The sequence below is a fragment of the Sphingomonas sp. CCH21-G11 genome (assembly GCF_001555965.1).
GTDB lineage: Bacteria > Pseudomonadota > Alphaproteobacteria > Sphingomonadales > Sphingomonadaceae > Sphingomonas.
This window is the reverse complement of sequence record NZ_LSHX01000032.1, coordinates 53,022-74,778: the sequence shown is the minus strand read 5'-3', so window position 1 is coordinate 74,778 and position 21,757 is coordinate 53,022. Positions and strand designations below refer to the sequence as shown.

Annotated in this window: 28 protein-coding genes and 1 pseudogene; 22 read left to right on the top strand and 7 right to left on the bottom strand. The window is 66.8% G+C overall.

The annotated features are described in order from the left end of the window. The first annotated feature begins 154 nt into the window (after window positions 1-154). The gene (locus AX676_RS08615) at window positions 155-1,042 is read left to right on the top strand and encodes an acyl-CoA thioesterase (RefSeq protein ID WP_066479926.1); all 888 of its coding nucleotides are present in this window, start codon (window positions 155-157) and stop codon (window positions 1,040-1,042) included. Window positions 1,043-1,045: 3 nt separating this feature from the next. Here AX676_RS08615 and AX676_RS08610 read toward each other — a convergent pair whose 3' ends face one another. Next, window positions 1,046-2,068, bottom strand: a complete 1,023-nt coding sequence (locus tag AX676_RS08610; RefSeq protein ID WP_066479929.1) for a methyl-accepting chemotaxis protein — start codon at window positions 2,066-2,068, stop codon at window positions 1,046-1,048. Window positions 2,069-2,194: 126 nt separating this feature from the next. On the opposite strand from AX676_RS08610, the gene mtaB reads away from it, so the two are divergent. The 3 genes from mtaB (at window position 2,195) to AX676_RS08595 (ending at window position 5,103) form a co-directional block, all read left to right on the top strand. Next, window positions 2,195-3,430: a tRNA (N(6)-L-threonylcarbamoyladenosine(37)-C(2))-methylthiotransferase MtaB gene (gene mtaB, locus AX676_RS08605; protein WP_066479932.1), complete on the top strand. Its 1,236-nt coding sequence runs from the start codon at window positions 2,195-2,197 to the stop codon at window positions 3,428-3,430. Then, window positions 3,427-4,356, top strand: a complete 930-nt coding sequence (gene ftsY / locus AX676_RS08600; protein ID WP_066479934.1) for a signal recognition particle-docking protein FtsY — start codon at window positions 3,427-3,429, stop codon at window positions 4,354-4,356. Before mtaB ends, ftsY begins: the two co-directional genes overlap by 4 nt. Window positions 4,357-4,482: 126 nt before the next feature. Further along, on the top strand, window positions 4,483-5,103 hold the full coding sequence (locus tag AX676_RS08595; RefSeq protein WP_066479936.1) for a septation protein A: 621 nt from the start codon (window positions 4,483-4,485) through the stop codon (window positions 5,101-5,103). A gap of 117 nt (window positions 5,104-5,220) precedes the next feature. Here the strand turns inward: AX676_RS08595 and AX676_RS08590 are convergent, their stop codons facing one another. Together AX676_RS08590 and pspF are read right to left on the bottom strand one after the other, a co-directional pair. Continuing rightward, window positions 5,221-5,841: a superoxide dismutase gene (locus tag AX676_RS08590; protein ID WP_066479938.1), complete on the bottom strand. Its 621-nt coding sequence runs from the start codon at window positions 5,839-5,841 to the stop codon at window positions 5,221-5,223. A 115-nt stretch (window positions 5,842-5,956) separates the two neighbouring features. Beyond that, on the bottom strand, window positions 5,957-6,997 hold the full coding sequence (pspF, locus tag AX676_RS08585; RefSeq protein WP_066479941.1) for a phage shock protein operon transcriptional activator: 1,041 nt from the start codon (window positions 6,995-6,997) through the stop codon (window positions 5,957-5,959). Between the two features lie 175 nt (window positions 6,998-7,172). On the opposite strand from pspF, the gene AX676_RS08580 reads away from it, so the two are divergent. The 13 genes from AX676_RS08580 (at window position 7,173) to AX676_RS08520 (ending at window position 13,555) form a co-directional block, all read left to right on the top strand. Beyond that, entirely contained in the window at window positions 7,173-7,673 is a 501-nt protein-coding gene (locus AX676_RS08580) for a TonB family protein (protein ID WP_066479943.1), read from the top strand. An 81-nt stretch (window positions 7,674-7,754) separates the two neighbouring features. After that, a complete protein-coding gene (pspA, locus tag AX676_RS08575) occupies window positions 7,755-8,423 on the top strand; it encodes a phage shock protein PspA (RefSeq protein WP_066479947.1) in 669 nt (222 codons plus the stop codon). Between the two features lie 4 nt (window positions 8,424-8,427). Beyond that, window positions 8,428-8,697, top strand: coding sequence for an envelope stress response membrane protein PspB (gene pspB, locus AX676_RS08570; protein ID WP_066479950.1), 270 nt, complete (start codon window positions 8,428-8,430; stop codon window positions 8,695-8,697). Window position 8,698: 1 nt separating this feature from the next. Continuing rightward, window positions 8,699-9,079 carry an envelope stress response membrane protein PspC gene (gene pspC / locus AX676_RS08565; protein WP_066479952.1) on the top strand — a complete coding sequence of 127 codons (381 nt, stop codon included), beginning with the start codon at window positions 8,699-8,701 and terminating at the stop codon, window positions 9,077-9,079. 30 nt (window positions 9,080-9,109) lie between these two features. Further along, window positions 9,110-9,388: a hypothetical protein gene (locus AX676_RS08560; protein ID WP_066479954.1), complete on the top strand. Its 279-nt coding sequence runs from the start codon at window positions 9,110-9,112 to the stop codon at window positions 9,386-9,388. 30 nt (window positions 9,389-9,418) lie between these two features. Beyond that, complete coding sequence (locus AX676_RS08555; protein ID WP_066479957.1) at window positions 9,419-9,709, top strand: hypothetical protein; 291 nt, start codon at window positions 9,419-9,421, stop codon at window positions 9,707-9,709. A 26-nt stretch (window positions 9,710-9,735) separates the two neighbouring features. Further along, entirely contained in the window at window positions 9,736-10,056 is a 321-nt protein-coding gene (locus AX676_RS08550) for a hypothetical protein (RefSeq protein ID WP_066479960.1), read from the top strand. A gap of 14 nt (window positions 10,057-10,070) precedes the next feature. Continuing rightward, on the top strand, window positions 10,071-10,397 hold the full coding sequence (locus tag AX676_RS08545; protein WP_066479962.1) for a hypothetical protein: 327 nt from the start codon (window positions 10,071-10,073) through the stop codon (window positions 10,395-10,397). Between the two features lie 89 nt (window positions 10,398-10,486). Next, window positions 10,487-10,684 (top strand): hypothetical protein, encoded by a 198-nt coding sequence (locus AX676_RS08540; RefSeq protein ID WP_443025985.1) that lies wholly within the window; start codon window positions 10,487-10,489, stop codon window positions 10,682-10,684. A gap of 92 nt (window positions 10,685-10,776) precedes the next feature. Then, window positions 10,777-11,016, top strand: coding sequence for a hypothetical protein (locus AX676_RS08535; RefSeq protein WP_066479964.1), 240 nt, complete (start codon window positions 10,777-10,779; stop codon window positions 11,014-11,016). A 259-nt stretch (window positions 11,017-11,275) separates the two neighbouring features. Beyond that, on the top strand, window positions 11,276-11,683 hold the full coding sequence (locus AX676_RS08530) for a SufE family protein (protein WP_066479965.1): 408 nt from the start codon (window positions 11,276-11,278) through the stop codon (window positions 11,681-11,683). Between the two features lie 308 nt (window positions 11,684-11,991). Then, on the top strand, window positions 11,992-12,960 hold the full coding sequence (gshB, locus tag AX676_RS08525; protein WP_066479967.1) for a glutathione synthase: 969 nt from the start codon (window positions 11,992-11,994) through the stop codon (window positions 12,958-12,960). Continuing rightward, entirely contained in the window at window positions 12,953-13,555 is a 603-nt protein-coding gene (locus tag AX676_RS08520) for a DedA family protein (protein WP_066479970.1), read from the top strand. Before gshB ends, AX676_RS08520 begins: the two co-directional genes overlap by 8 nt. 176 nt (window positions 13,556-13,731) lie before the next feature. Here AX676_RS08520 and AX676_RS08515 read toward each other — a convergent pair whose 3' ends face one another. Next, window positions 13,732-14,622: a tyrosine recombinase XerC gene (locus AX676_RS08515; protein ID WP_066479973.1), complete on the bottom strand. Its 891-nt coding sequence runs from the start codon at window positions 14,620-14,622 to the stop codon at window positions 13,732-13,734. 68 nt (window positions 14,623-14,690) lie between these two features. Here AX676_RS08515 and AX676_RS08510 point away from each other — a divergent pair, with 68 nt between their 5' ends. Next, window positions 14,691-15,050, top strand: coding sequence for a hypothetical protein (locus tag AX676_RS08510; RefSeq protein WP_066479975.1), 360 nt, complete (start codon window positions 14,691-14,693; stop codon window positions 15,048-15,050). A gap of 13 nt (window positions 15,051-15,063) precedes the next feature. Here AX676_RS08510 and fsa read toward each other — a convergent pair whose 3' ends face one another. Then, complete coding sequence (fsa, locus tag AX676_RS08505; protein WP_066479977.1) at window positions 15,064-15,717, bottom strand: fructose-6-phosphate aldolase; 654 nt, start codon at window positions 15,715-15,717, stop codon at window positions 15,064-15,066. A gap of 97 nt (window positions 15,718-15,814) precedes the next feature. Between fsa and AX676_RS08500 the strand changes: the two genes are divergently transcribed. Both AX676_RS08500 and AX676_RS08495 read left to right on the top strand, forming a co-directional pair. Continuing rightward, the gene (locus tag AX676_RS08500; RefSeq protein WP_066479979.1) at window positions 15,815-17,296 is read left to right on the top strand and encodes a diguanylate cyclase domain-containing protein; all 1,482 of its coding nucleotides are present in this window, start codon (window positions 15,815-15,817) and stop codon (window positions 17,294-17,296) included. Window positions 17,297-17,356: 60 nt separating this feature from the next. Further along, window positions 17,357-19,528: a primosomal protein N' gene (locus AX676_RS08495; RefSeq protein WP_066479982.1), complete on the top strand. Its 2,172-nt coding sequence runs from the start codon at window positions 17,357-17,359 to the stop codon at window positions 19,526-19,528. Between the two features lie 67 nt (window positions 19,529-19,595). On the opposite strand, the gene AX676_RS08490 is transcribed toward AX676_RS08495, so the two are convergent. Next, a complete protein-coding gene (locus AX676_RS08490) occupies window positions 19,596-20,018 on the bottom strand; it encodes a (deoxy)nucleoside triphosphate pyrophosphohydrolase (RefSeq protein ID WP_066479983.1) in 423 nt (140 codons plus the stop codon). Window positions 20,019-20,082: 64 nt separating this feature from the next. Here AX676_RS08490 and AX676_RS08485 point away from each other — a divergent pair, with 64 nt between their 5' ends. Next, entirely contained in the window at window positions 20,083-20,271 is a 189-nt protein-coding gene (locus AX676_RS08485; RefSeq protein WP_066479984.1) for a Flp family type IVb pilin, read from the top strand. Between the two features lie 127 nt (window positions 20,272-20,398). Next, window positions 20,399-20,554, top strand: a pseudogene (locus AX676_RS08480) (Flp family type IVb pilin); the annotation flags it as partial. Between the two features lie 245 nt (window positions 20,555-20,799). Here the strand turns inward: AX676_RS08480 and AX676_RS08475 are convergent. After that, on the bottom strand, window positions 20,800-21,747 hold the full coding sequence (locus AX676_RS08475; protein WP_066479986.1) for an acetyl-CoA carboxylase carboxyltransferase subunit alpha: 948 nt from the start codon (window positions 21,745-21,747) through the stop codon (window positions 20,800-20,802). Window positions 21,748-21,757: the final 10 nt, after the last annotated feature.

Genomic DNA, 21,757 nt, shown 5'->3' with positions numbered 1-21,757 from the left:
AGGCCGTTCGTTTCGAGCGAAGTCGAGAAACGCGCACCCGGCGAAACGTGTCTCGACTTTAGCACGCAGTGCTGAAGTTTATCCTGAGCGGCTGGCTTGCCAGCCAGTCGAAGGGCTCGACACGAACGGAAACCTCGTTGAAGAGCACCCTGCCATGACCGACCAAGCCCGCGCCGAAACCCCTGAAGCACTCGTCGCCCAGTTGATCGACTTGCTCGATGTCGAACGCCTCGACACCGACCTGTATCGCGGTGCGCGCCAGCCGGGCGGCGTCGGACGCGTCTTTGGCGGCCAGGTGATCGCGCAGGCGCTCCAGGCCGCGCAACGATCGGTCGACGGGGGCAAGGAAGCGCACTCGCTTCACGCCTATTTCATGCGCGCGGGCAACGAGGATTTTCCGATCATCTATCGCGTCGTGCGCGATTTCGACGGCAAGAGCTTCGCCAATCGCCGCATCATCGCGATGCAGCAGGGTCAGCCGATCCTCAACATGACCGCGTCGTTCCAGCTGCCCGAACCTGGCATGGCGCATCAGGATGCGATGCCCGACGTGCCGCCGCCCGAGGCGCTGAAGTCGGAAGCCGTGCTGCGCGCGGAGATGGGCGATCGTATCCCCGAGAAGTTTCGCAAATTCTTCCTGCGCGCCCGCCCGATCGAGATCCGGCCGGTCGCGGTGCGCGATTGGTTCGCGCCGGAAAAGCTGCCGCCGGTCCAGCATGGCTGGTTCCGCGTCGCCGCGCCGCTGCCCGACGATCCCGCGCTGCACCGCGCGATGCTGAGCTATGCGTCCGACATGTCGCTGCTCGGCACCTGCCTGTTGCCGCACGGCGTCAACTGGCTGACCCATCCGGTGCAGACCGCAAGCCTCGACCATGCCGTGTGGCTGCACGAGCCGTTCCGCTTCGACGACTGGCTGCTCTACACCTGCGACAGTCCCTGGGCCGGCCATGCGCGCGGATTCAACCGCGGCAAGTTCTTCGACCGGCACGGCCGCCTCGTCGCCAGCACGACGCAGGAGGGGCTGATCCGGATGCGCGGCTGACGATCACCTGTGGGGCATCAACCGCTGTGCTGCGCCGGTGGCCGCGCGTGTCTCGCCTGCGAGCCGTTTGACCTCGTTGGCGACGACGCCGAATCCGCGGCCGGCGTCCCCCGAACGCGCGGCTTCGATGGCGGCATTTAGCGCGAGCAAATTGGTCTGCTCGGCGATCTGCTCGATCTGTGCGACGACAGTGCCGAGCGCGCCGAGTATCTGCCCCAGCTCGGCCTCGCGCCGTTCGGCCTCGCGCTGGAAAAACTGCGTTTCCGTCAGCTTCGCTTCCAGCTCGGCCTTCAGGGCGACTTCACGCGAAACGTCGTGCGCAAACAGGATCACGCGCGACGGCTGCCCACGCCCGTCGAGAATCGGCGCGTAGGTAACCTGCAGCCAGTGCGTCGCCCCGCCTCGGCCCAGTTTCGCATAGCGGCCTGAAACCGTGGTCCCCGCATTCAATTGCGGCCATATATCCTCGCCGCGGTGCGGATGGATATCAGCGGCCCAGAGCTCGCGGACGTGCGGCATGGTTTCGCCGTCACGGCCGTGGCCGAGCGTCTCGATCATTTGCCGGTTGGCGCGAACCATCCTGCCGCCAGCATCGAACTCTGCGATCATCAACCAGCGGTCGAGCGCGTCCAGCTTTGCGGCATCCTCCGCCATGCGCAGCTTGGCCGCGGTCACGTCGCTTGCGACCTTCAGAATCTTCGGCTGGCCATCGTCCGAAATCAGGCTGGAATAGGTCGCCTGAAGCCAGATATGCCGTCCACCGCGCGCGACGCGAAGCACCTCGCCCGAGTGATCGGCTTCGGTGGCAAGCATTTGCCAAAACGCCGCATAGCCGGGCGATGCCGCGTAGACCGGGTCGCAGAACTGACTGTGATGGCGACCCGCAATCTCCTCGATCCGATAGCCGAAGGTCGACAGGAACTTTTCATTGGCCCAGGACAGGGTTCCCGTCGGCGTGAACTCCGCGACGAGTTGCGATCGATTCACCGCTTTCCACAAAGATGCCTGACGGGTTTGATCGAACATTGCCGTCGAAAGTCCTGGTCGTTCATCTCCATCGCTAACCGTAACGAATGAAACCTTTGTGAATCGCGTCGGCGTCAGCGATCGGCTGCGTGGACTTTCGACCGCCTCGCGCCTAGATCGGCCGCCATGCCCGCCGGCCCCGACATCATCAGCCTCGGCTGCCGCCTCAACATTGCGGAGAGCGAGACGATCCGTGCGCTGCTGGGCGAGCGCGACACGATCGTCGTCAACAGCTGCGCGGTGACCAACGAAGCGGTGAAACAGACGCGCCAGGCCATCCGTCGCGCCCGCCGCGCACGACCCGACGCCGAGCTGATCGTCACCGGCTGCGCGGCGCAGATCGACGCGGCGAGCTTCGCGGCGATGCCCGAAGTCACGCGCGTGATCGGCAATCGCGACAAGCTGACCGCCGCCGCCTGGGCCAGCCCCGCACCCGTTGTCGTCAGCGACATCATGGCCGTGCGCGACACCGCGCCGCACCTTGCCGCCAGCTTTTCCGAGCATGTCCGCGCGTTCGTCGAGGTGCAGAATGGCTGCGACCATCGCTGCACCTTCTGCGCGATCCCGTTCGGGCGCGGCAACAGCCGTTCCGTGCCGGCGGGGGCGGTGGTCGATCGCATCGCCGACCTGGTGGCGGGCGGGCGCCGCGAGGTCGTGCTGACCGGCGTCGACCTGACGAGCTATGGCGCGGACCTGCCGGGCCGGCCGACGCTGGGGGCGCTGGTCGAGCGCGTCCTGACGCACACGCGGGTCGAACGGCTGCGGCTGTCGTCGCTCGATTCGATCGAGATCGACGGCCGGCTGTTCGACCTGCTGACCGGCGAGGCGCGCGTGCTGCCCCACGTCCATCTCTCGCTCCAGGCGGGCGACGACCTGATCCTCAAGCGGATGAAGCGCCGCCACAGCCGCGCCCAGGCGGTGGCGATCGTCGCGCGGCTTAAGGCGGCGCGGCCGGACATCGCGATCGGCGCCGACCTGATCGCCGGCTTCCCGACCGAGGACGAGGCGATGGCCGCAAACACGCGCGCGCTGATCGACGATTGCGACATCGTCCACGCGCATATCTTCCCCTATTCGCCACGCGCCGGCACCCCGGCCGCGCGGATGCCGCAGATCGAACCGGCGCGTGTCAAAGCGCGCGCGGCCGCGCTTCGCGAGCGTGCCGCGATCCGCCGGGGGGCATGGCTGCGCACCCTGGTCGGCACGCGGCAGCAGATACTGGTCGAGCGGCCGGGAACGCGCGGCCATGCCGACAATTTCGCGAATGTGGCGCTCACCACCCCGGCCCGGAACATCGGAGACATCGTGACCGTCGAAATAGACTCGCTCGCTAACGACATGCTGGTGGGCACGGCCCGATGAGCAGCTGGTCCGAACGCCTGCTCGGCGGGTTCAGGAAGACGTCTGACCGATTGCTCGGCAATCTGGCCGGGCTGTCGGCGGCGCGGCTGACCGACGCGACGCTCGACGAGATCGAGGAAGCCCTGATCGCCTCCGACCTCGGCCCCGCTACCGCCGCGCGAGTACGCGCCAGGCTGGGCGAGGGTCAGTATGAGCGCAACATGGAGGAGCTCGGCATCCGCCTGGTCGTCGCCGAGGAGATCGAGCGCGCGCTCGAGCCCGTGGCGCGACCGCTCGAGATCAGCGCCTTCCCCCGCCCTCAGGTGATCCTGGTCATCGGCGTCAACGGATCGGGCAAGACGACGACGATCGCCAAGCTCGCCAAATGGCTGACCGATCAGGATTATGGCGTGATGCTCGCCGCCGGCGATACGTTCCGCGCGGCCGCGATCGGCCAGCTGCGCACCTGGGCCGAACGGATCGGCGTGCCCATCGTCTCGGGTGCCGAGGGCGGCGATGCGGCCGGCATCGTGTTCGAGGCGGTCAAGCAAGCGACCGCGACGGGCATCGATGTGCTGATCGTCGACACCGCCGGGCGGCTGCAGAACAAGCGCGAGCTGATGGACGAGCTCGCCAAGATTCGTCGCGTGCTGGGCCGCATCAACCCCGATTCGCCGCACGACGTCGTGCTCGTGCTCGACGCGACCACCGGCCAGAATGCGCTCAGCCAGATCGAGGTGTTCAAGGAAGTCGCGGGCGTCACGGGGCTGGTGATGACCAAGCTGGACGGCACCGCGCGTGGTGGCGTGCTGGTCGCGGCGGCCGAACAATTCGGCCTGCCGATTCACGCGATCGGCGTGGGCGAGACCGCCGACGACCTGCGCCCCTTCGACGCCAACCAGGTCTCGAGGATCATCGCGGGCGTCGAGCAGGTGCGCCGAAGCTGATCGTCGCCCCATTGGATACCGGGACCTCTGGCAGGTGAGGCGCGAACTTTGCCAGCGGTCCCGGCCTCCGCCGGGACGACGCGACATCGGTTGAAGCGCCGCCCCGCGCACCCTACACGACACGCCATGTCACCCACCGAACGCCCCGCCCTCTCCCCCGGCCTGCGCATGGCTGTCGATTTCGGCCCGCTTGCCGTCTTCTTCCTGGTCAACACGCTGAGCGGCGGGCCCCAGCTCAGCCGTATCCTGGCCGCGACCGCCGCCTTCATGGTGGCGATCATCGCCGCGATGGCGCTGTCGTGGTGGAAGGCGCGACACATCTCGCCGATGCTGTGGATTTCGAGCGCGTTGGTGCTGCTGTTCGGCAGCCTGACCCTCTATTTTCATGACGAGACGTTCATCAAGATCAAGCCGACCATCGTCTACACGATGTTCGCGGTCATCCTCGCCTATGGTTTGGCGACCGGACGGCCGCTGCTCCAGATGCTGCTCGAAAGCGCCTATCCCGGCTTGAGCGCGACCGGATGGCGGAAGCTGACGCGCAACTGGACGATCTTCTTCGCCTTCATGGCGGTGTTGAACGAGGTCGTCTGGCGGTCGGCGAGCTGGGATTTCTGGGTCGGGTTCAAGCTGTGGGGCGCGGCGCCGCTGACCCTGCTCTTCGCCTTTGCCAACATTCCGATGCTGCTCAGGCACGGGCTTCAGACCGAACCCCCCGCCGACATACCGGTGCCGCCGGAGGGCTGACCACATGGCGTCGCCCCGGCGCAGGCCGGGGCCGGTGGCAGTTGGAGCCCGACTTCGGCGCGCGATCCCGGCCTTCACCGGGATCACGGCTTTGCGCCGGGGCGGCCCGCCTTCAGCTCAGCCCTGGTCGGCGCGGCTCACGCCCTCGCCGTCGAGATTTTGCGCCACGAATTCCCAGTTGATCAGGTTCGCGGTCACCGCGTCCAGATAGGCCGGGCGCGCATTGCGGTAGTCGACATAATAGGCATGCTCCCACACGTCGATGGTCAGCAGCGGCTTCATGCCGTCATGGACGACCGGGGTGTCGGCATCATGGAGCGAGGTCACCTTCAGGCTGCCGCCGTCGAGCACCAGCCAGCCCCAGCCGCTGGCGAAATGGCCGACGCTCTCGGCCTTGATCTTCTCGACCAGCGCGTCCGCCGAACCGAAGCTTTCGTTGATCATCTCGGCCAGCTTGCCGCTCGGCGCCTGCTTCTCGGGCGACAGGCAGTGCCAGAAGAAGGTGTGGTTCCAGATCTGCGCGGAATTATTGAACAGGCCCTTGTCGCCCGCGTCCTTGGCATGGCGGATCAGCGCCGACAGCGAATGACCGCCAAGGCCCTTTTCCTCGACCAGGCCATTGGTCTTGTCGACATAGGCCTTGTGGTGCTTGCCATGGTGGAATTCGAGCGTTTCGGCCGACATGTGCGGTGCCAGCGCGTCCTTGGCATAGGGCAGTGCGGGAAGTTCAAAGGCCATGATGTCCTCCTTGGCAGTAACGGCTCGGGTGTCCGCCTAACGCATCAGGCCGCGCTTTGCCGCATCAAAATTCGGCTGACTGACCCAAGGACGGTACGTCGGGCGCAATTTCGCGTCAGCCCAGGTGCCCGAGCAGATTGTGCCGCTTGAGCGCATGGCGCAGCTGATCATAGCTAAGCCCAAGCGCATCGGCGGTCGCGCGCTGGTTGAACCGCTGCTCGGCCAGCGCGCGCGCCAGCAACTCGCGCTCGAACCGGTTGACCCGGCTCTTGAAATCCTGCCCCTCGCACGGCGCCTCGCCGATCGGCGGCGGGGCGACTGCCGGGCTCGCTGCGGGCGCAACCCCACCGTCGGCGGGGGTCGGGACAGTGGCCGGGCCCGGGCGATAGGGCGATGCAAACGGATCGATCTCGATCGCGTCGATCGGCCCCGCGATTTCCCAGCGATAGACCGCGCGCTCGACGACGTTGCGCAGTTCGCGGACATTGCCCGGCCAGTGATACTGGGTCAGCTGGTCGAGCGCGAGCGGGCCGAATCCTTCCCATCGGTCGCGGCCCAGTTCCGACGCCATACGCCGGCCGAAATGTTCGGCCAGCACCAGGATGTCGCCGGCACGCGCGCGCAGCGGCGGCAGCGTCACGACCTCGAACGACAGCCGGTCGAGCAGGTCGGCGCGAAACGTGCCCCGATCGACCCGGTCGGGCAGATGTTCGTTGGTCGCCGCGACGATGCGGACGTCGACGCGCAGCGGCCGCGATGAACCGATCCGCGTCACCTCGCCATATTCAACCGCGCGCAGCAGCCGCTCCTGCGCCGCCATCGACAATGTGCCGAGTTCATCGAGGAACAGCGTGCCGCCATGCGCTTCTTCGAACCGGCCGGCGCGCGACTTGGTCGCCCCGGTGAATGCGCCCGCCTCGTGCCCGAACAGCTCGGCTTCGATCAGGGTTTCGGGAAGTGCCGCGCAGTTCATCACGATCAGCGGCTGGTCCCAGCGCGGGCTGAGCCGATGTAGTCGTTCGGCAACCAGTTCCTTGCCGGTGCCGCGTTCGCCGATCACCAGCACCGGGCGGTCGAGCGCGGCGGCGCGGCTGGCACGCTCCAGCACGTCCAGAAAGACGGTAGACTGTCCGATGACCTGGCTCGCGCGTTCCATGGCCTGGCACTTGGCGTAGAATCCCAACACTTGGCAAGTGTCGATCGCATCGCGGCCCGTTCATCGGGGCGAAAGGTCGCAAAACCGCCACTCCTTGATTTGGCACAGCGGTTGCAAAGCCTGTTGCACCACCCGCAGCGGTGGACAACGATACCAAGGTTCAGGGAGAAAACCCATGGAACGCCAGGAACGCCAGAATGCCACGACCCGCTTTGCCACCCTGCTCCCCGTCGGGATTTGCGGTGCGGCGCTGCTGCTCGGTCTTGCCCAGCCCGCCGCCGCCCAGGCGCGCGAAATGAGCCGTGACCAGTGGATGGCGCGTGTGGCCAACAGCCTCAATGCGAACATCCGCTCGATCGACGGTGTGCCGCAGGCGGTTCGCCAGAACGCGGCAGCGATCGTCGCCGTGACGTTCGACGCCGACGGCAAGTGCCGCGGCGCGACGCTGGCCCGGCCGACCGGAAACGCCGTGCTCGACCGCGAAGCGATGCGCGCGGTGTCGAAGGTCAATTTCCCGCAGATGCCCCAGGCGCTGCGCGGGTCGGCGCGTACCGTCGCGATGGAGGTGTTCTTTGGCGACCCGAGCCTCAACCCCGAGCGGGCGAAGATCCGCAACACCTCGACCAAGGTCGCTCGCGGCCACGTCAAGAGCAACCCGGACAGCCTGAACAGCTGATCCGTCCCGGCCGGGGCGGCGACGCCCCCAACGTCGCCCCGGCCCGTCAAACCTGATTGCACGCACGAAGGAGTATCCCAGATGGGCATTTTTTCCCGAACCCGCGACATCATCGCCGCGAACGTCACCGACCTGCTCGACAAGGCGGAGGACCCGGCCAAGATGATCCGGATGATCATCCTCGAAATGGAGGAGACTCTGGTCGAGGTTCGCGCGTCCGCCGCGCGCACCATCGCGGATCAAAAGGAAATGCGCCGCCACATCGCCAAGCTTGAGAAGCTGCAGGAGAGCTGGACCGAAAAGGCCGAGCTCGCGCTGAGCAAGGGCCGCGAGGATCTGGCCAAGGCCGCGCTGGTCGAAAAGCAGAAGGCGGCCGACATGGCCGAGCAGCTCGCCCAGGAGATCCATGTGCTCGACGATGCGCTCAAGGCGTCGGAAGAGGACATCACCAAGCTGCAGAACAAGCTGCGCGAGGCACGCGCCCGCCAGAACTCGATCGTCACCCGGCTCGAAAGCGCGACCAATCGCCTGCGCGTGCGCGAAATGTACGCCGGTGAGCGGATGCAGGACGCCTTCAGCCGCTTCGATCTGATGGAGCGTCGCGTCGACCTGGCCGAAGGCCGGGCGGATGCGGCCGGCCTGGGCGGCGCGCCCAAGTCGCTGGAGGAGGAGATCGCCGAGCTCAAGTCGGCCGAGAAGGTCGATGCCGAGCTGGCCGCGCTGAAGGCCCGCCTGAACAAGGAGGGCTGACGCCATGGAAGACGTCTTCCTTCCCATCATGATCGTGGGGATGCTCTTCATCGGGCTCCCCTGGGTGGTCATGCACTACATCACCAAGTGGAAGCAGTCGGCGACGCTGACCGGCGAGGACGAAAAGCTCCTCGACGAACTCCACTACACCGCCCGCCGGCTCGAGGAGCGGCTCCAGACTGTGGAGCGCATCATCGCCGCCGACGACCCCGATTTCCGGCCGAACCAGGCATCGCCTGAGCCCACCGGCTACGACTATACCAGGAGGAACTGAAATGTCCGCCAGCCGCACGAAACTCTATCTCGACAAACAGAACGGCAAATGGTCGGGCGTGTGCGCCGGGATCGCCGACTATACCGGGGTCGACGTGATGTGGGTCCGGATCGGGGCCGTCATCCTGACGCTGCTGGGCGGGTTTCCCTGGACGATCATCGCCTATTTCATGATCGCCTGGCTCGCGCCGGTAAAGCCTTCGGGCCTCTATGGTAGCCCCGAGGACGCCAAGTTCTGGCAGGGCGTGCGCTCGAACCCCAGCCGTTCGACGTCGGAAGTCCGCTCGAAGTTCCGCGACATCGACCGTCGCCTCGCCGACATCGAGCTCTATTACACCAGCCGCAACCGCCGCCTCGCCGACGAAATCGACAGCCTGCGGTAAGCACCATCGGGCACAACAGGGAAGACGAACATGTCCGAACATCTGCTGATGGAATTGATGAAGCCGCTGATGCTGCTCGCCGCGCTGGGCCTGACGACCTGGCTGGCCGCCAGCTGGCTCCGCGGTCGCACGGGCCAGGCAGGCCAGGCCGCCGCCACCGAAAACGCCGCCGAGATCGCCGCGCTGCGCCAGGAGAATGAGCGGCTCAATTTCAACCTCCGGCTGATCGAGGAGCGCGTCGAAGTGCTCGAAGTGATCGCCACCGATCCCGCCCGCCGCGTGGCGCGCGAGATCGAGACGCTGGCCTGAACGGCCTTCAAGGGAACAGGGAGAAGCACAATGAGCTGGGGTGGACCGAGTTTCGTCATCGCGCTCATCGCCATGTCGATGATCGGCGGTCTGGTCACCACCTGGATACGCGCCAAGAACGGCTATCCGATCGAGGATGAACGGGGCGAGATGACCCCGCGTCCGAACCCGGATGCCGATCGCAAGATCGAACTGCTGTCGCACGAGAACGAGCGGCTGACGGGTCAGATCATGCGGCTCGAGGAGCGCATCGCAGTGCTGGAACGGATCGCTACCGATCCCGCCGACCGCATCGCCCGAGAGATCGACGCGCTGCGTTGATCGCCACGAACAGGGAAGCAAAGTTCATGGAACATATCGGACAGATTCTGAACGCGGCGCCGCTGATCGTCACGCTCACCGCACTCGGGATCGGCGGCTGGGTGCTCACCACGTGGATGCGGGTCAAACATGGCTATCCGCTTGACGGTGCCTGGGGCCAGTCCATCTATCCGCAGCGTAATGACGAGGCGATGGAACGGATCAAGCTGCTCAGCCAGGAAAACGCGCAGCTGCGCGCCGAACTGGGCGCGGTCAAGGACCGGCTCGCCAATGTCGAGCGGATTGTCACCGATAGCAGCCACCTGCTCGACCGCGAGATCGAGCAGCTGCGCGGCCGGTCGAATTGAGAGGGTGAGACGCGATGAAGGAATTCATAGTCGGTGCTTTGTTGATTGGGCTGATCGTATTCATGGCCTGGATCACGATTGCTGCGAACCTCGAGGAAAACCGCAAAAAGCGTGAACAGGCGGAGAAGGACAAGCTGATCGCCGATCTTCAGCGCCGGGCGCAGGAAAGCGAGCTGGTGATTGCCAGGTTGACCACTCAGGACAGTGACGAAGTCGCGCACCTGTCCGCCCACATCAAGCGTCTGGAACAGCGCATCCGGGTCCTTGAGCGCGTCGTCACCGATCGCGGCACCGTATTGGCGCACGAAATCGACGCGCTGCGCGATGAAGCGGTAAGCTGAGGGAGAGCATCATGGACAAGGGCTGGATGGTCATCGGTTTTTTCTTCATCGTCGTCGGCCTGCCCGTGATGCTTGGCGTGGGCGGCGACATGTTCAAGCGGTGGCTGAAGCACAAGGAAGCGATGACCAAGGCGCTAAACGAGCAAACCGCCGAAAAGGCCGCGCAATATGCCGCGCAGGTCGAACGGCTGGAACAGCGGGTGCGCGTGCTGGAGCGCGTTGTCACCGACCGCGGCACCACGCTGGCCCATGAAATCGAGACGCTGCGCGATCAGCCGCTGAACTGACGCGCAATCAGGGAATAGCGACGCACCGACGGCTGCGGTGAGCAACGCCACAGCCGACTCCGGAACCGCGTCCGACACAAGGGAGCGAGAACATGACCGACCCGATGCTCACCCTCGCGATCACCACCGCGCTGCTCGCCAGCGTGGCGATGATCACCGCCGCGGCGCTCACCGCCTGGCGCGGCTGGCTGGCACTCAAGCAGCAGGAGCTGATGGTCACGGGCCAGAGCGCCCAGCCCCAGCCAAGCTCGGCCGGCGCGCGGATCGAGATTGCGGACCTCAAGGAACGCGTCCGCAAGCTGGAAGCGATCGCAGCGGGGGTGGATCTCTGATTGGCGAGCAGCCCCAGCGTTGAGGGTCGCTGGATTAGCCAGAGGCCCCGGCCCGCAAGAGGTGCTTAAAGTGGTGAGAGGCCCCGGCCTCCGCCGGAGCGACGACAGGTAGCGCGTCGCCCCGGCGCAGGGACCCCCGCAAAGTAGTACTTTGCGGGGAACCCCGAAGGCCGGGGCCTCTGGCAGAATTAGCGCTGCCCCCTCCCCCTCGCCCCAATCCCGCATTCCCATCCGCGCCGTGCCCGCTATATCGCGCCGCATGACAAAGCTTGCCGACCTGGCCGACGAATACGGCTTCCTCGATCCCGACGACCGCTACCGCCTGCTGATCGACCTTGGCCGCGCGCTCGCGCCCATGCCCGAAGCGCTGAAGACCGATGCGACGCTGGTGCGCGGCTGCTCCGCCTCGGTCTGGGTCTATCCGACCGTGCGCGACGACGGCACGCTGCACTTCCTGGCCGACAGCAATGCCGCGATCACCAAGGGGATCATCGCGCTCGTGCTGCTCACCGTGCAGGACCAGCCGCCGTCCGTGATCCTGGCGACCGACATCGACGCCGCGCTCGCACCCTTCGACCTCAAGAACCAGCTCAGCTCCAACCGCACCCAGGGCATTCCGAACATGATCGCGCTGATCCGCGAAACGGCCGCGCGCTACGCCGGGTGAACGCGACGGCGCTTTCGCATGGGGGAAACTGGTCCTATGGCACTCAAATTCATCCCTCACCGCTCATGTTGAAAAGCTGACTCATCCGTGTCGTCTTTAAGCATCATACCCCAGACTTTCCCGTCACCCCGGCCTCGCGCCGGGGTCCCGCTTCTTCCTGTGGCGGATCAGGCAGCGGGACCCGGGGTCAAGCCCGGGGTGACGGTAGAAGGTTGGTCGCGCGTGGCTTCAAACTCCAACGGCGGGTCAGCCGCTCAAAATCCGAGGTCCGGGAAAGACTGGTCCGCACACCACCACAAGGACGCTCGATGACCCTGACCGTCGCCATCCAGATGGACCCGCTGGACCAGATCAACATTGCCGGGGATTCGAGCTTCGCGCTCATGCTCTCGGCCCAGGCGCGTGGACACCGGCTGTTCCATTATGCGCCCGAGGACCTCAATTATTCCGCCGGCCGCGTTTGGACGCGCGCGCATCCGGTCACCGTGCGGCGCGAGGTCGGCAACCATTTCGACTTCGCCGATCCGGTCCGCCTCGACCTGGGCGAGGACGCGGATGTCGTGCTGATGCGCCAGGACCCGCCCTTCGACCTCGGCTACATCACCGCCACCCATCTGCTCGAACGGATCAGCGACCGGACTTTGGTGGTCAACGATCCCGCATCGGTGCGCAACGCGCCCGAAAAGGTCTGGGTGCTCGATTTCGCGCAATATATGCCGCCGACGCTGGTCACGCGATCGGTCGACGAAGCCCGCGCCTTCCTGGCCGAACATGGCGCGGTCGTGGTCAAGCCGCTGCACGGCAATGGCGGCAAGGCGATCTTCAAGATCGACGCCGACGGCCAGAACCTGTCCTCGCTGATCGAGGTGTTCAACCAGGCCTATCGCGAGCCGCACATGGTCCAGGCGTTCCTTCCCGAAATCGCGAAGGGCGACAAGCGCATCGTGCTGGTCGACGGCGAAATCGCGGGCGCGATCAACCGCCTGCCCGGCGAGGGCGAAATCCGGTCTAACCTGGCGGTCGGCGGATCGGCGATTGCGACCGACCTGACGGAGCGCGAGCGCGAGATCTGCGCCGCGCTCGGCCCGGAGTTGAAGCGGCGCGGGCTGATCTTTGTCGGCATCGACGTGATCGGCGGCCAGTGGCTGACCGAAATCAACGTGACTTCGCCGACCGGCATCGTCGCGATCGACCGGTTCAACGGCACCGACACCGCCGGCATGATCTGGGACGCGATCGAGGCGCGCGTCGCCGCACGGAGCGCGCGCCATGGGTGACTGGATCCGCGAGCTGATCGAACAATCCTCCTATCTGGGCGTGTTCCTGCTGATGCTGCTGGAAACCGTGTTCCCGCCCATCCCGTCGGAAATCATCATGTCGCTGTCCGGCCTACAGGCGGCGCGCGGCACGATGACCTTGTGGGGCGTGATCCTGGCCGGCACGGCGGGCGCGATGCTCGGCAACGTCCTGTGGTACGCCTTTGCCCGATGGCTGGGCTACGATCGGTTCAAGCCGATCATCGACCGCTGGGGCCGCTGGCTGACGCTCGACTGGCGCGAAGTGAAGCGGGCGGATGCGTTCTTCGACAAATATGACCACTGGTTCGTCTTCCTCGGCCGGATGATGCCGACGATCCGCTCGCTGGTGTCGATTCCCGCCGGGCTGTTCGAAATGCCGTGGCGCGAATTCCTGATCTGGTCGACGCTCGGCACGCTGGGCTGGACCACGGCGCTGGCGGTCGCGGGCTATGAGCTGGGTTCGCGCTATGCTCAGGTCGACGAATGGCTGGGACCGGTGTCGACCGGGGTCATCATCGCAATGGTCGCCTATTATGTGATCCGGGTGTTCACCTGGAAACCGCGGGAGGAGTGAGGCGATAAAGCCCCTCCCCTTCAGGGGAGGGGTTGGGGTGGGGCCTGTCCGCTGGCCGCGACGCTGTTTGACACGCCTCACGTCGCCCCAGCCCAGGCTGGGGCCTCAAGCCGCAGTGTCCACCCTTGCGGCACGAGATGCCAGCCTGCGCTGGCATGACGGGTTGGGGTGCACCCTCACGCCCGCGGATGCGCGTTGCGATAGACGTCCATCAGATGCGCTGCATCGACCGCGGTGTAAACCTGCGTCGAGCTCAGGCTCGCATGTCCGAGCAGTGCCTGGAGCGCGCGCAGATCGGCCCCTCGACCCAGCAGATGCGTGGCGAAGCTGTGGCGCAGCGCATGCGGCGTGGTGCGATCGCCCAGCCCCAGCCGCACCCGCGCCCGGCGCACCGACCGGCGGATGATCGCGGGCGACAAAGGTCCGCCGCGCGCACCCCGGAACAGCGGCGCATCGCGCGCGACGCCATAGGGGCACAGCCGCGCATAGCCCTCGATCGCGTCACGCACTTGGGGGAGCAGCGGCACCATCCGCGTCTTGGCGCGCTTGCCGGTGACGACCAAGGTTTCGCCCAGCGGCAGGATCGCGCCGGTCAGCGCCATCGCCTCGCCGATGCGCAGCCCCGCGCCATAGAGCAGCATCAACACCGCCCAGTCGCGCGCCGAAATCCACGCTTCGTCCGATTGCTCGGCGACATCCTCGGCCAGTGCAACGGCCTCGTCGGGCGCGATCGGCCGCGGCACGCCTTTCTTGACGCGCGGGCCTTTCAATCGCGGCAGTTCCGCCCCCTCGCCACACGCGAATTTCAGGAACGCGCGCACCGCCGACAATTCGCGCGCCGCCGACAGATTGCCGATCCCCTCGCCCCGCCGCGCCGCCAGAAAAGCGCGCAAGTCCGCCGGGGTCACGCGGGCGAGCGCCGCCGCCTCCACCCGTTCCCCCCAATGCGCGCCCAGGAACGCCAGCAACCGCTCCGCCGTCGCCTGATACGCCCGCACCGTATGCACCGACCGCCGCCGGTCACGGGAGAGATGCGCCGCGAAAGCGAGTGGGAGCGGACCTGTCACGCGCGCGAGTCTAGCGTTGACCGCCACCGCGAAACAATCGAGTTTGGCGGGCGAAGCAAGGAGCCGACATGCTGCCCATCGCGATCATCCTTTTGCTGGCCCAGGCGAGCCCCGCGCCGGCCAGCCCAGCCCCGCTCGGCGGCGAATGGGTGGTCGATCTCAGCAGCAACCCGAACGACCCGCCCTATACCAAGCCGATGGTCCTCGACCTCAGGCCCGACGGCAGCGTCTCGGGCAGCTTTTACGACAGCACGATCGAATCCGGCCGCTGGAAAACCGACCGCAATCGGACCTGTGTGAGTTTCCGGACGAGCGACGGGGTCGGACCCTATCACAGCGCCGCGTGCCTCGTCGGCGACAGCGTTCAGGGACAGACCTGGGCCGAACACCGCACCTTCCTGTTCAACTGGAACGCGGTGCGCAAATAACGGCCGTGCGCGGTCACCCGATCGTCTGGCCCGTCGCTTTCCAGTCGGCCAGGAAGCCTTCGATCCCCTTGTCGGTCAGCGGGTGCTTGACCAGCTGGCGGATGACCGAGGGCGGCGCGGTCATCACGTCCGCGCCGATCTTGGCGGCTTCCAGGATGTGGACCGGGTGGCGGACGCTGGCGACCAGGATTTCGGTGCCGAAGGCGTAATTGTCATAGATCAGCCGGATGTCGGCGATCAGCTCCATGCCGTCGAAGCCGTTGTCGTCGTGGCGGCCGACGAATGGCGAGATGAAGGTCGCCCCCGCCTTGGCCGCGAGCAGCGCCTGGTTGGCGGAAAAGCACAGGGTAACGTTGACCATCGTGCCGTCGCTGGTCAGCGTCTTGCACGCGCGCAGGCCGTCGATGGTCAGCGGCACCTTTACCGCGACATTGTCCGCGATCTTCCGCACGGTCTCCGCCTCGCGCATCATGCCCTCGTAATCGAGCGCGACGACCTCGGCCGACACCGGCCCGTCGACGATCGCGCAGATTTCGCGGACGACCTCCAGGAAATCGCGCCCCGATTTGTGGATCAGCGACGGGTTGGTGGTGACGCCGTCGACCAGGCCCGATTCGGCCAGCGATCGGATTTCGGCGGTGTCGGCGGTGTCGACAAAGAATTTCATCGGGTGTGCTCCCTGGTTTCGCCGTCCTTTCGCCGATCGGTCCGCAGCGGGCAAGCGTTGCACGCTAATTTAACCAACGCCCGAATAGATCGGCGGGATGTTCGAACCCATCGTACCGCCAACGCCGGAAGAGGAGGGTCGTCAGCGCGCGCTCGACGCCCAGGCATTGCTGGATACGCCGCGCGAAGCCGCGTTCGACGCGCTGGTGCGCATTGCTGCCGAAGTCCTCGACGTGCCGGTGGCGATGCTCACCCTGGTCGACCGCGCGCGGGTGTGGACCAAGGCGTCGACCGGCGTCGACCGGATCGAGCTGCCGCGGGCGAATGCGCTGTGCGACGTCACCGTCGCGAACGGCGATGTCGTCGAGATCAGCGATCTGTTGAGCGAGCCGCAATTTGCCGACCGCATGGGCCTGACCGAGCATCACCAGATCCGCTTCTATATCGGCGCGCCGGTCACGGCGGCGATCGACCATGATGTCGAACCGCGGGTGATCGGCACGCTGTGCGGGATCGACCACCAGCCGCGCACGCTCACCGCGCGCCAGCAGGAACAGCTGCGCGAGCTGGCCGTGATCGCCGGAACGCTGATCGCGGCACGCACCAGTGCGCATCAGGCGATGACCCTGGCCGAAAGCGCGAGCGCGGGTGCCCAGGCGCTGCGCCGTCAGGAGCGGACCTTTCACCAGGCCGAGCGGCTGGCGATGATCGGTTCGTGGCGCTATTCGATCGTCGACAACACCGTCGTCTGGTCCGAGGGCGTGTATCGCATCCACGAGCTCGATCCCGGCAGCCCGCTGACCGTGGAAACCGCGCTCGATTATTATCCGCCGCACGCCCGCGCAGTCGTCAGCGATGCGCTCGCCCGCACGATCGAAACAGGCGAAAGCTTCAATTTCGAAGTCGATTTCGTCACCGCGCGCCAGCGGCCGTTGCGCGTGCGCTGTATCGGCGAAGTCGAGTTGGAAAAGGGGCGGCCGGTCGCGGTCACCGGCCTGATCCAGGACATCACCGAACGCTACATGATGGAACAGAGCCTCCGCCGGTCGGCGGCCGTCGACGAGGTGACGCGGATCGGCAATCGCGCCGCGTTCAACCGCGAGCTCGAGAACGCGATGGCGCGCGCGCGGCTGGGTGAGGCGCCGCTGACGCTGGTGCTGATCGATCTCGACGGGTTCAAGGCGATCAACGACACCCACGGCCACCTGACCGGCGACGACGTGCTGCGCGCGGTCGGGCGGCGGCTGCGTGCGCCCTATCTCGCCGACAGCTTCGCGGCCCGGCTGGGTGGCGACGAATTTGCCCTGATCGTCACCGACCCGGCGATCTGCGCGGATCCCGCCCCGACGATCGAGCGGCTGACCGGCGACCTCAAGCTGCCGGTCCATACGGGCCAGGGCGCGATCGGCATGTCGGGGACGCTCGGCTATTCGGAATTCAGCCCGCTGGTCACGTCGACCCGCGAGTTCATCCGCCGCGCCGACGCCGCGCTCTACGAGGCCAAGCGCCTCGAACGCGGCACGGCGCGCAGCTATTCCGGGCTGCTGTTTCGTCCGGGGGTCGCCACGCGGGCGGCCTGACGCCCGCACCGCTCCCCTTCCCCGGTTCCCCCGCGTGCCCGCACGCCCTAGATAGCGGCGATGCCTCTTCCCCGCGCTCGCGTGCTCGTCCTCAATTCCGCGCTCGGTCCGCTCGATTACAGGGTGCCCGCCGGCATGACGGTCGAACCGGGCTCGATCGTCGTCGCCCCGCTCGGCCCCCGTCAGCTCGTCGGCGTGGTCTGGGAAGCCGATCGGCTGGTGACCGAGGAGGTGGGCGACAACCGCCTGCGCAACCTGATCGCGGTTGCCGACGCGCCGCCGATCCCCGCCGCGCTGCGCCGCTTGGTCGAATGGGCCGCCGATTATTATCTCGCCCCGCCCGCCGCAGTCCTGCGCATGGCGCTGGCATCGACATCGGCGCTGGAGGGGGTGAAGCGCATCACCGAATATCGCGCAACCGGCGTCGTGCCCGAACGGCTGACGCCGCAACGCGCCCGGGCGATCGAACGGATCGGCGATCGCCAGGGGCTGATCCGCGAGCTCGCGACGATCGCGGGCGTGTCGGACGCGGTCATTCGCGGGCTGGTCAACGCCGGCGCGATCGCGGCGGTCGAAGTCGATCTTGATTCGCCCTATCCCCTGCCCGACCCCGATCATGCGCCGCCCCGGCTGAACCCGGCCCAGCGCGACGCCGCAACCGCACTGGCCGACGCGGTCGCCGCGCGCGAGTTCCAGCCGTTCCTGCTCGACGGCGTCACCGGGTCGGGCAAGACCGAAGTCTATTTCGAAGCGATCGCACGGGCCTTGCGCGACGGGCGCCAGACGCTCGTGCTGCTGCCCGAAATCGCGCTGACCGAGCCGTTTCTCGATCGCTTCAACGCGCGTTTCGGCTGCGCGCCGGTCGCCTGGCATTCCGACCTGCGCCAGTCGCAGCGCCGCCGCGCGTGGCGCGCGATCGCCACCGGCGAGGCGCGGGTGACGGTGGGCGCGCGATCGGCGCTATTCCTGCCCTATCGCGACCTCGGGCTCATCATCGTCGACGAGGCGCACGAAACGAGCTTCAAGCAGGAAGAGGGCGTGCATTATCACGCCCGCGACGTCGCGGTCATGCGCGCGCGCTTTGAGTCCTGCCCGGTCGTGCTGGCGTCGGCCACGCCCGCGATCGAGACGCGGGTTCAGGTGGCGGCCGGCCGCTACCGCGAACTCCGGCTGCCTGCGCGCCACGGGGGTGCCGAATTGCCGACGATCGAGGCGATCGACCTGATCGCCGAACCGCCGCCGCGCGGCCGCTGGATCGCGCCCCGGCTGGTACAGGCGATCGACGCGACGCTGGCGCGCGGGGAGCAGGCGCTGCTGTTCCTCAACCGTCGCGGCTATGCGCCGCTGACGCTGTGCCGGGGGTGCGGGCACCGCTTCCAGTGCCCGAACTGCACCGCCTGGATGGTCGAGCACCGGCTGATCCATCGTCTGTCGTGTCATCATTGCGGCCACATGATCCCAACCCCGCGCGCCTGTCCCAATTGCGATGCGGAGGATGCCCTGGTCGCCTGCGGCCCGGGGGTGGAGCGGATCGCCGACGAAGTCGCCGCTTTATGGCCCGATGCGCGTGCCGCCGTCGTCACCTCGGACACCATCTGGTCGCCGGCCAAGGCGGCCGAGTTCGTGCGCCGCATGACCGCGCGGGAGATCGACATCGTCATCGGCACGCAATTGGTGACCAAGGGCTATCACTTTCCCGACCTCACGCTGGTCGGCGTGATCGACGGCGACCTGGGTCTTTCCGGCGGCGACCTCCGCGCATCCGAACGCACCTTTCAACAGATCATGCAGGTCGCCGGTCGCGCCGGGCGGGGTGAAAAGCCCGGCCATGTCCTCCTTCAGACCCACCAGCCGACCGCGCCGGTCATAGCGGCACTGGTCAGCGGCGATGCCGAGGGCTTCTACGCCGCCGAAACCCAGGCACGCCGCGAGGCGGACGCCCCGCCCTTCGGCCGGTATGCCGCGATCATCGTCTCGTCCGAGGACAGGGAGGCCGCCGACGACACCGCGCGCGCGATCGGCCGATCGGCACCCGAACGGGAGGGCATGCACGTCTATGGCCCCGCCCCCGCCCCGCTCGCGATGTTGCGCGGGCGCCACCGCTTCCGTCTGCTCGTCCACGCGACCCGCGGCCTGGCGGTTCAGGACGAAATTCGCGCATGGCTGGGCACGCTCGCATGGCCGGCGCGCGTCCGGGTCAGCGTCGACGTCGATCCCTACAGCTTCGTGTGAAGATTAGCGTGCGCAACTGGCAAGCGACCCCGGGGTAGGCCAGGGCCGCTCACAAGATCATCCCTCCTTAAATCAACGCCTCGATCAGCCCGATCAGCGGGCGGTCGGCCGGCGGCATCGGCAGGGCGTGGAGTTCGACGGGGCGCAACCATCTGAGCGCGGTCGCATGCCGGGCCGTCGGCACGCCCGTCCATTTGCGCAGCACGAAGACCAGCAGCAACAGATGGCGCGCGCCCAGCGGCGCGCTGGCAAAGACCGCCGGGGCCAGGCACGATGCCTCGACGTCGATGCCCAGTTCCTCGCCAAGCTCGCGGATCAGCGCGGCCTCGGGTGTTTCCCCCACCTCGATCTTGCCGCCGGGAAACTCCCATAACCCTGCCATGTCACCGCCCGGCGGCCGCTGCTGGACCAGCACGCGGCCGTCGCCGTCGACCATCGCCGCCGCGCAGACCAGCATCAGCGGCAGTGCGTCGGGCGCGGCGGTGAGCATTCATTAACTCCTTTGGCAGTAGACCGGGCAGTATTAGCGGGAGTTCGGCATCTTGACACGCGGGATGAAAAACCAGGTCCGTCGGTTGATCGCCGATCAAAAGGGCGCGACCGCAATCGAATATGGCCTGATCGTTTCCCTGGTTGTGATCGCAATGGTCGCCAGCCTGAGCAGCGTCGGCAGCGTCACGTCGGAAATCTGGAATAATGTGTCCACCAAGGTTCGCGAAAATTCCCCCCAAAATGGTGGTTAACGCGATTATAACCTTGTTCACTTAAGTATTTTTCAACCCTGATCGCCGATACACGCAATTACTGGACCGGGCTCTCCCCGGAGCAGTCGGGTGATTGAAGTCAGTTTATTTGAAGATGGAGACCGGTATGCAGAAGATTCGCGCTTTCCTGAAGAACAACAAGGGCGCCACCGCGATCGAGTACGGCCTGATCGCCGCGCTGATCGCCGTTGCCGCCATTGCCGCCATGCAGGGTCTGGGCAGCAGCCTGAAGGGCACGTTCGAGAACGTGTCGGGCACGATGACCACGGCGACGGGCGCCGGCGGTGGTGCTGCGGCTCCGGCGGCCTCGACCGGCGGCTGATCCGCAAACATCATTCTCCGATGGGGGGCGGCGTGGCTTCGGTCACGCCGCCCTTTTCGTTTTGGGGCGTCATGCGATTCATGGACGTTGCCCCGGCGGTGGCCGGGGCCTGTGGCAACGACATGTTCCAAGCCCCTCCCCTGAAGGGGAGGTGCTTGAGAAGAATCAGTTCGCTCTCAACGCTCCTAAATCCGCCCCATCGCCAGGAATTTCTGTCGCCGGTCGCGCCGCAGCACATCCGCCGGCTTGCCCGACAGTCCCGCCAGTGCCGCGGCAATCGCGTCACCCAGCGCACCGATCGCCGCCGCCGGGTCGCGATGCGCGCCGCCCACCGGCTCGGGCACGACCATGTCGATGACCTTGAGCGCCTTCAGCTCCTGCGCCGTCACTTTCATCGCCTCGGCTGCATCGGCCGCCTTGTCGGCGGTCCGCCACAGGATCGACGCACACCCCTCGGGCGAGATCACCGAATAGACCGCGTGCTCCATCATCAGCACCCGGTTACCCGCCGCCAGCGCGATCGCGCCGCCCGATCCGCCCTCGCCCAGGATCGCCGACACCATCGGCACGCCCAGCTTCAGGCTGACCTGAGTCGAACGCGCGATCGCCTCGGCCTGGCCACGCTCCTCCGCCTGGACGCCGGGAAACGCGCCGGGCGTGTCGACCAGCGTCACGACGGGCAGGCCGAACCGGTCGGCCAGCTCCATCAGGCGCATCGCCTTGCGATAGCCTTCCGGCTTGCCCATGCCGAAATTGTGACGCAGCCGGCTGGCGGTATCGTCGCCCTTTTCATGGCCGATCACCACCACCCGCTGACCGCGAAACCGGGCGAAGCCGCCCAGGATCGCCTGATCGTCGGCAAAGGCGCGGTCGCCGCCCAAGGCCATGAAATCGTCGAACAGCGCGGCGACGACATGCTTGAAATGCGGCCGGTCCTGGTGGCGCGCGACCTGCGTCTTCTGCCACGGCGTCAGCCGCTGATAGGTTTCGCGCAGCAGCCGTTCCGACTTGGCCTCCAGCCGCGCGATCTCCGCGCCGATGTCGAGCTCGCCGCTGCTCGCGGTATCGCGCAGTTCGTCGATGCGAGCCTGAAGCTCGGCGATCGGCTTTTCGAAATCCAGAAACATCACCATGGCGCGCGGG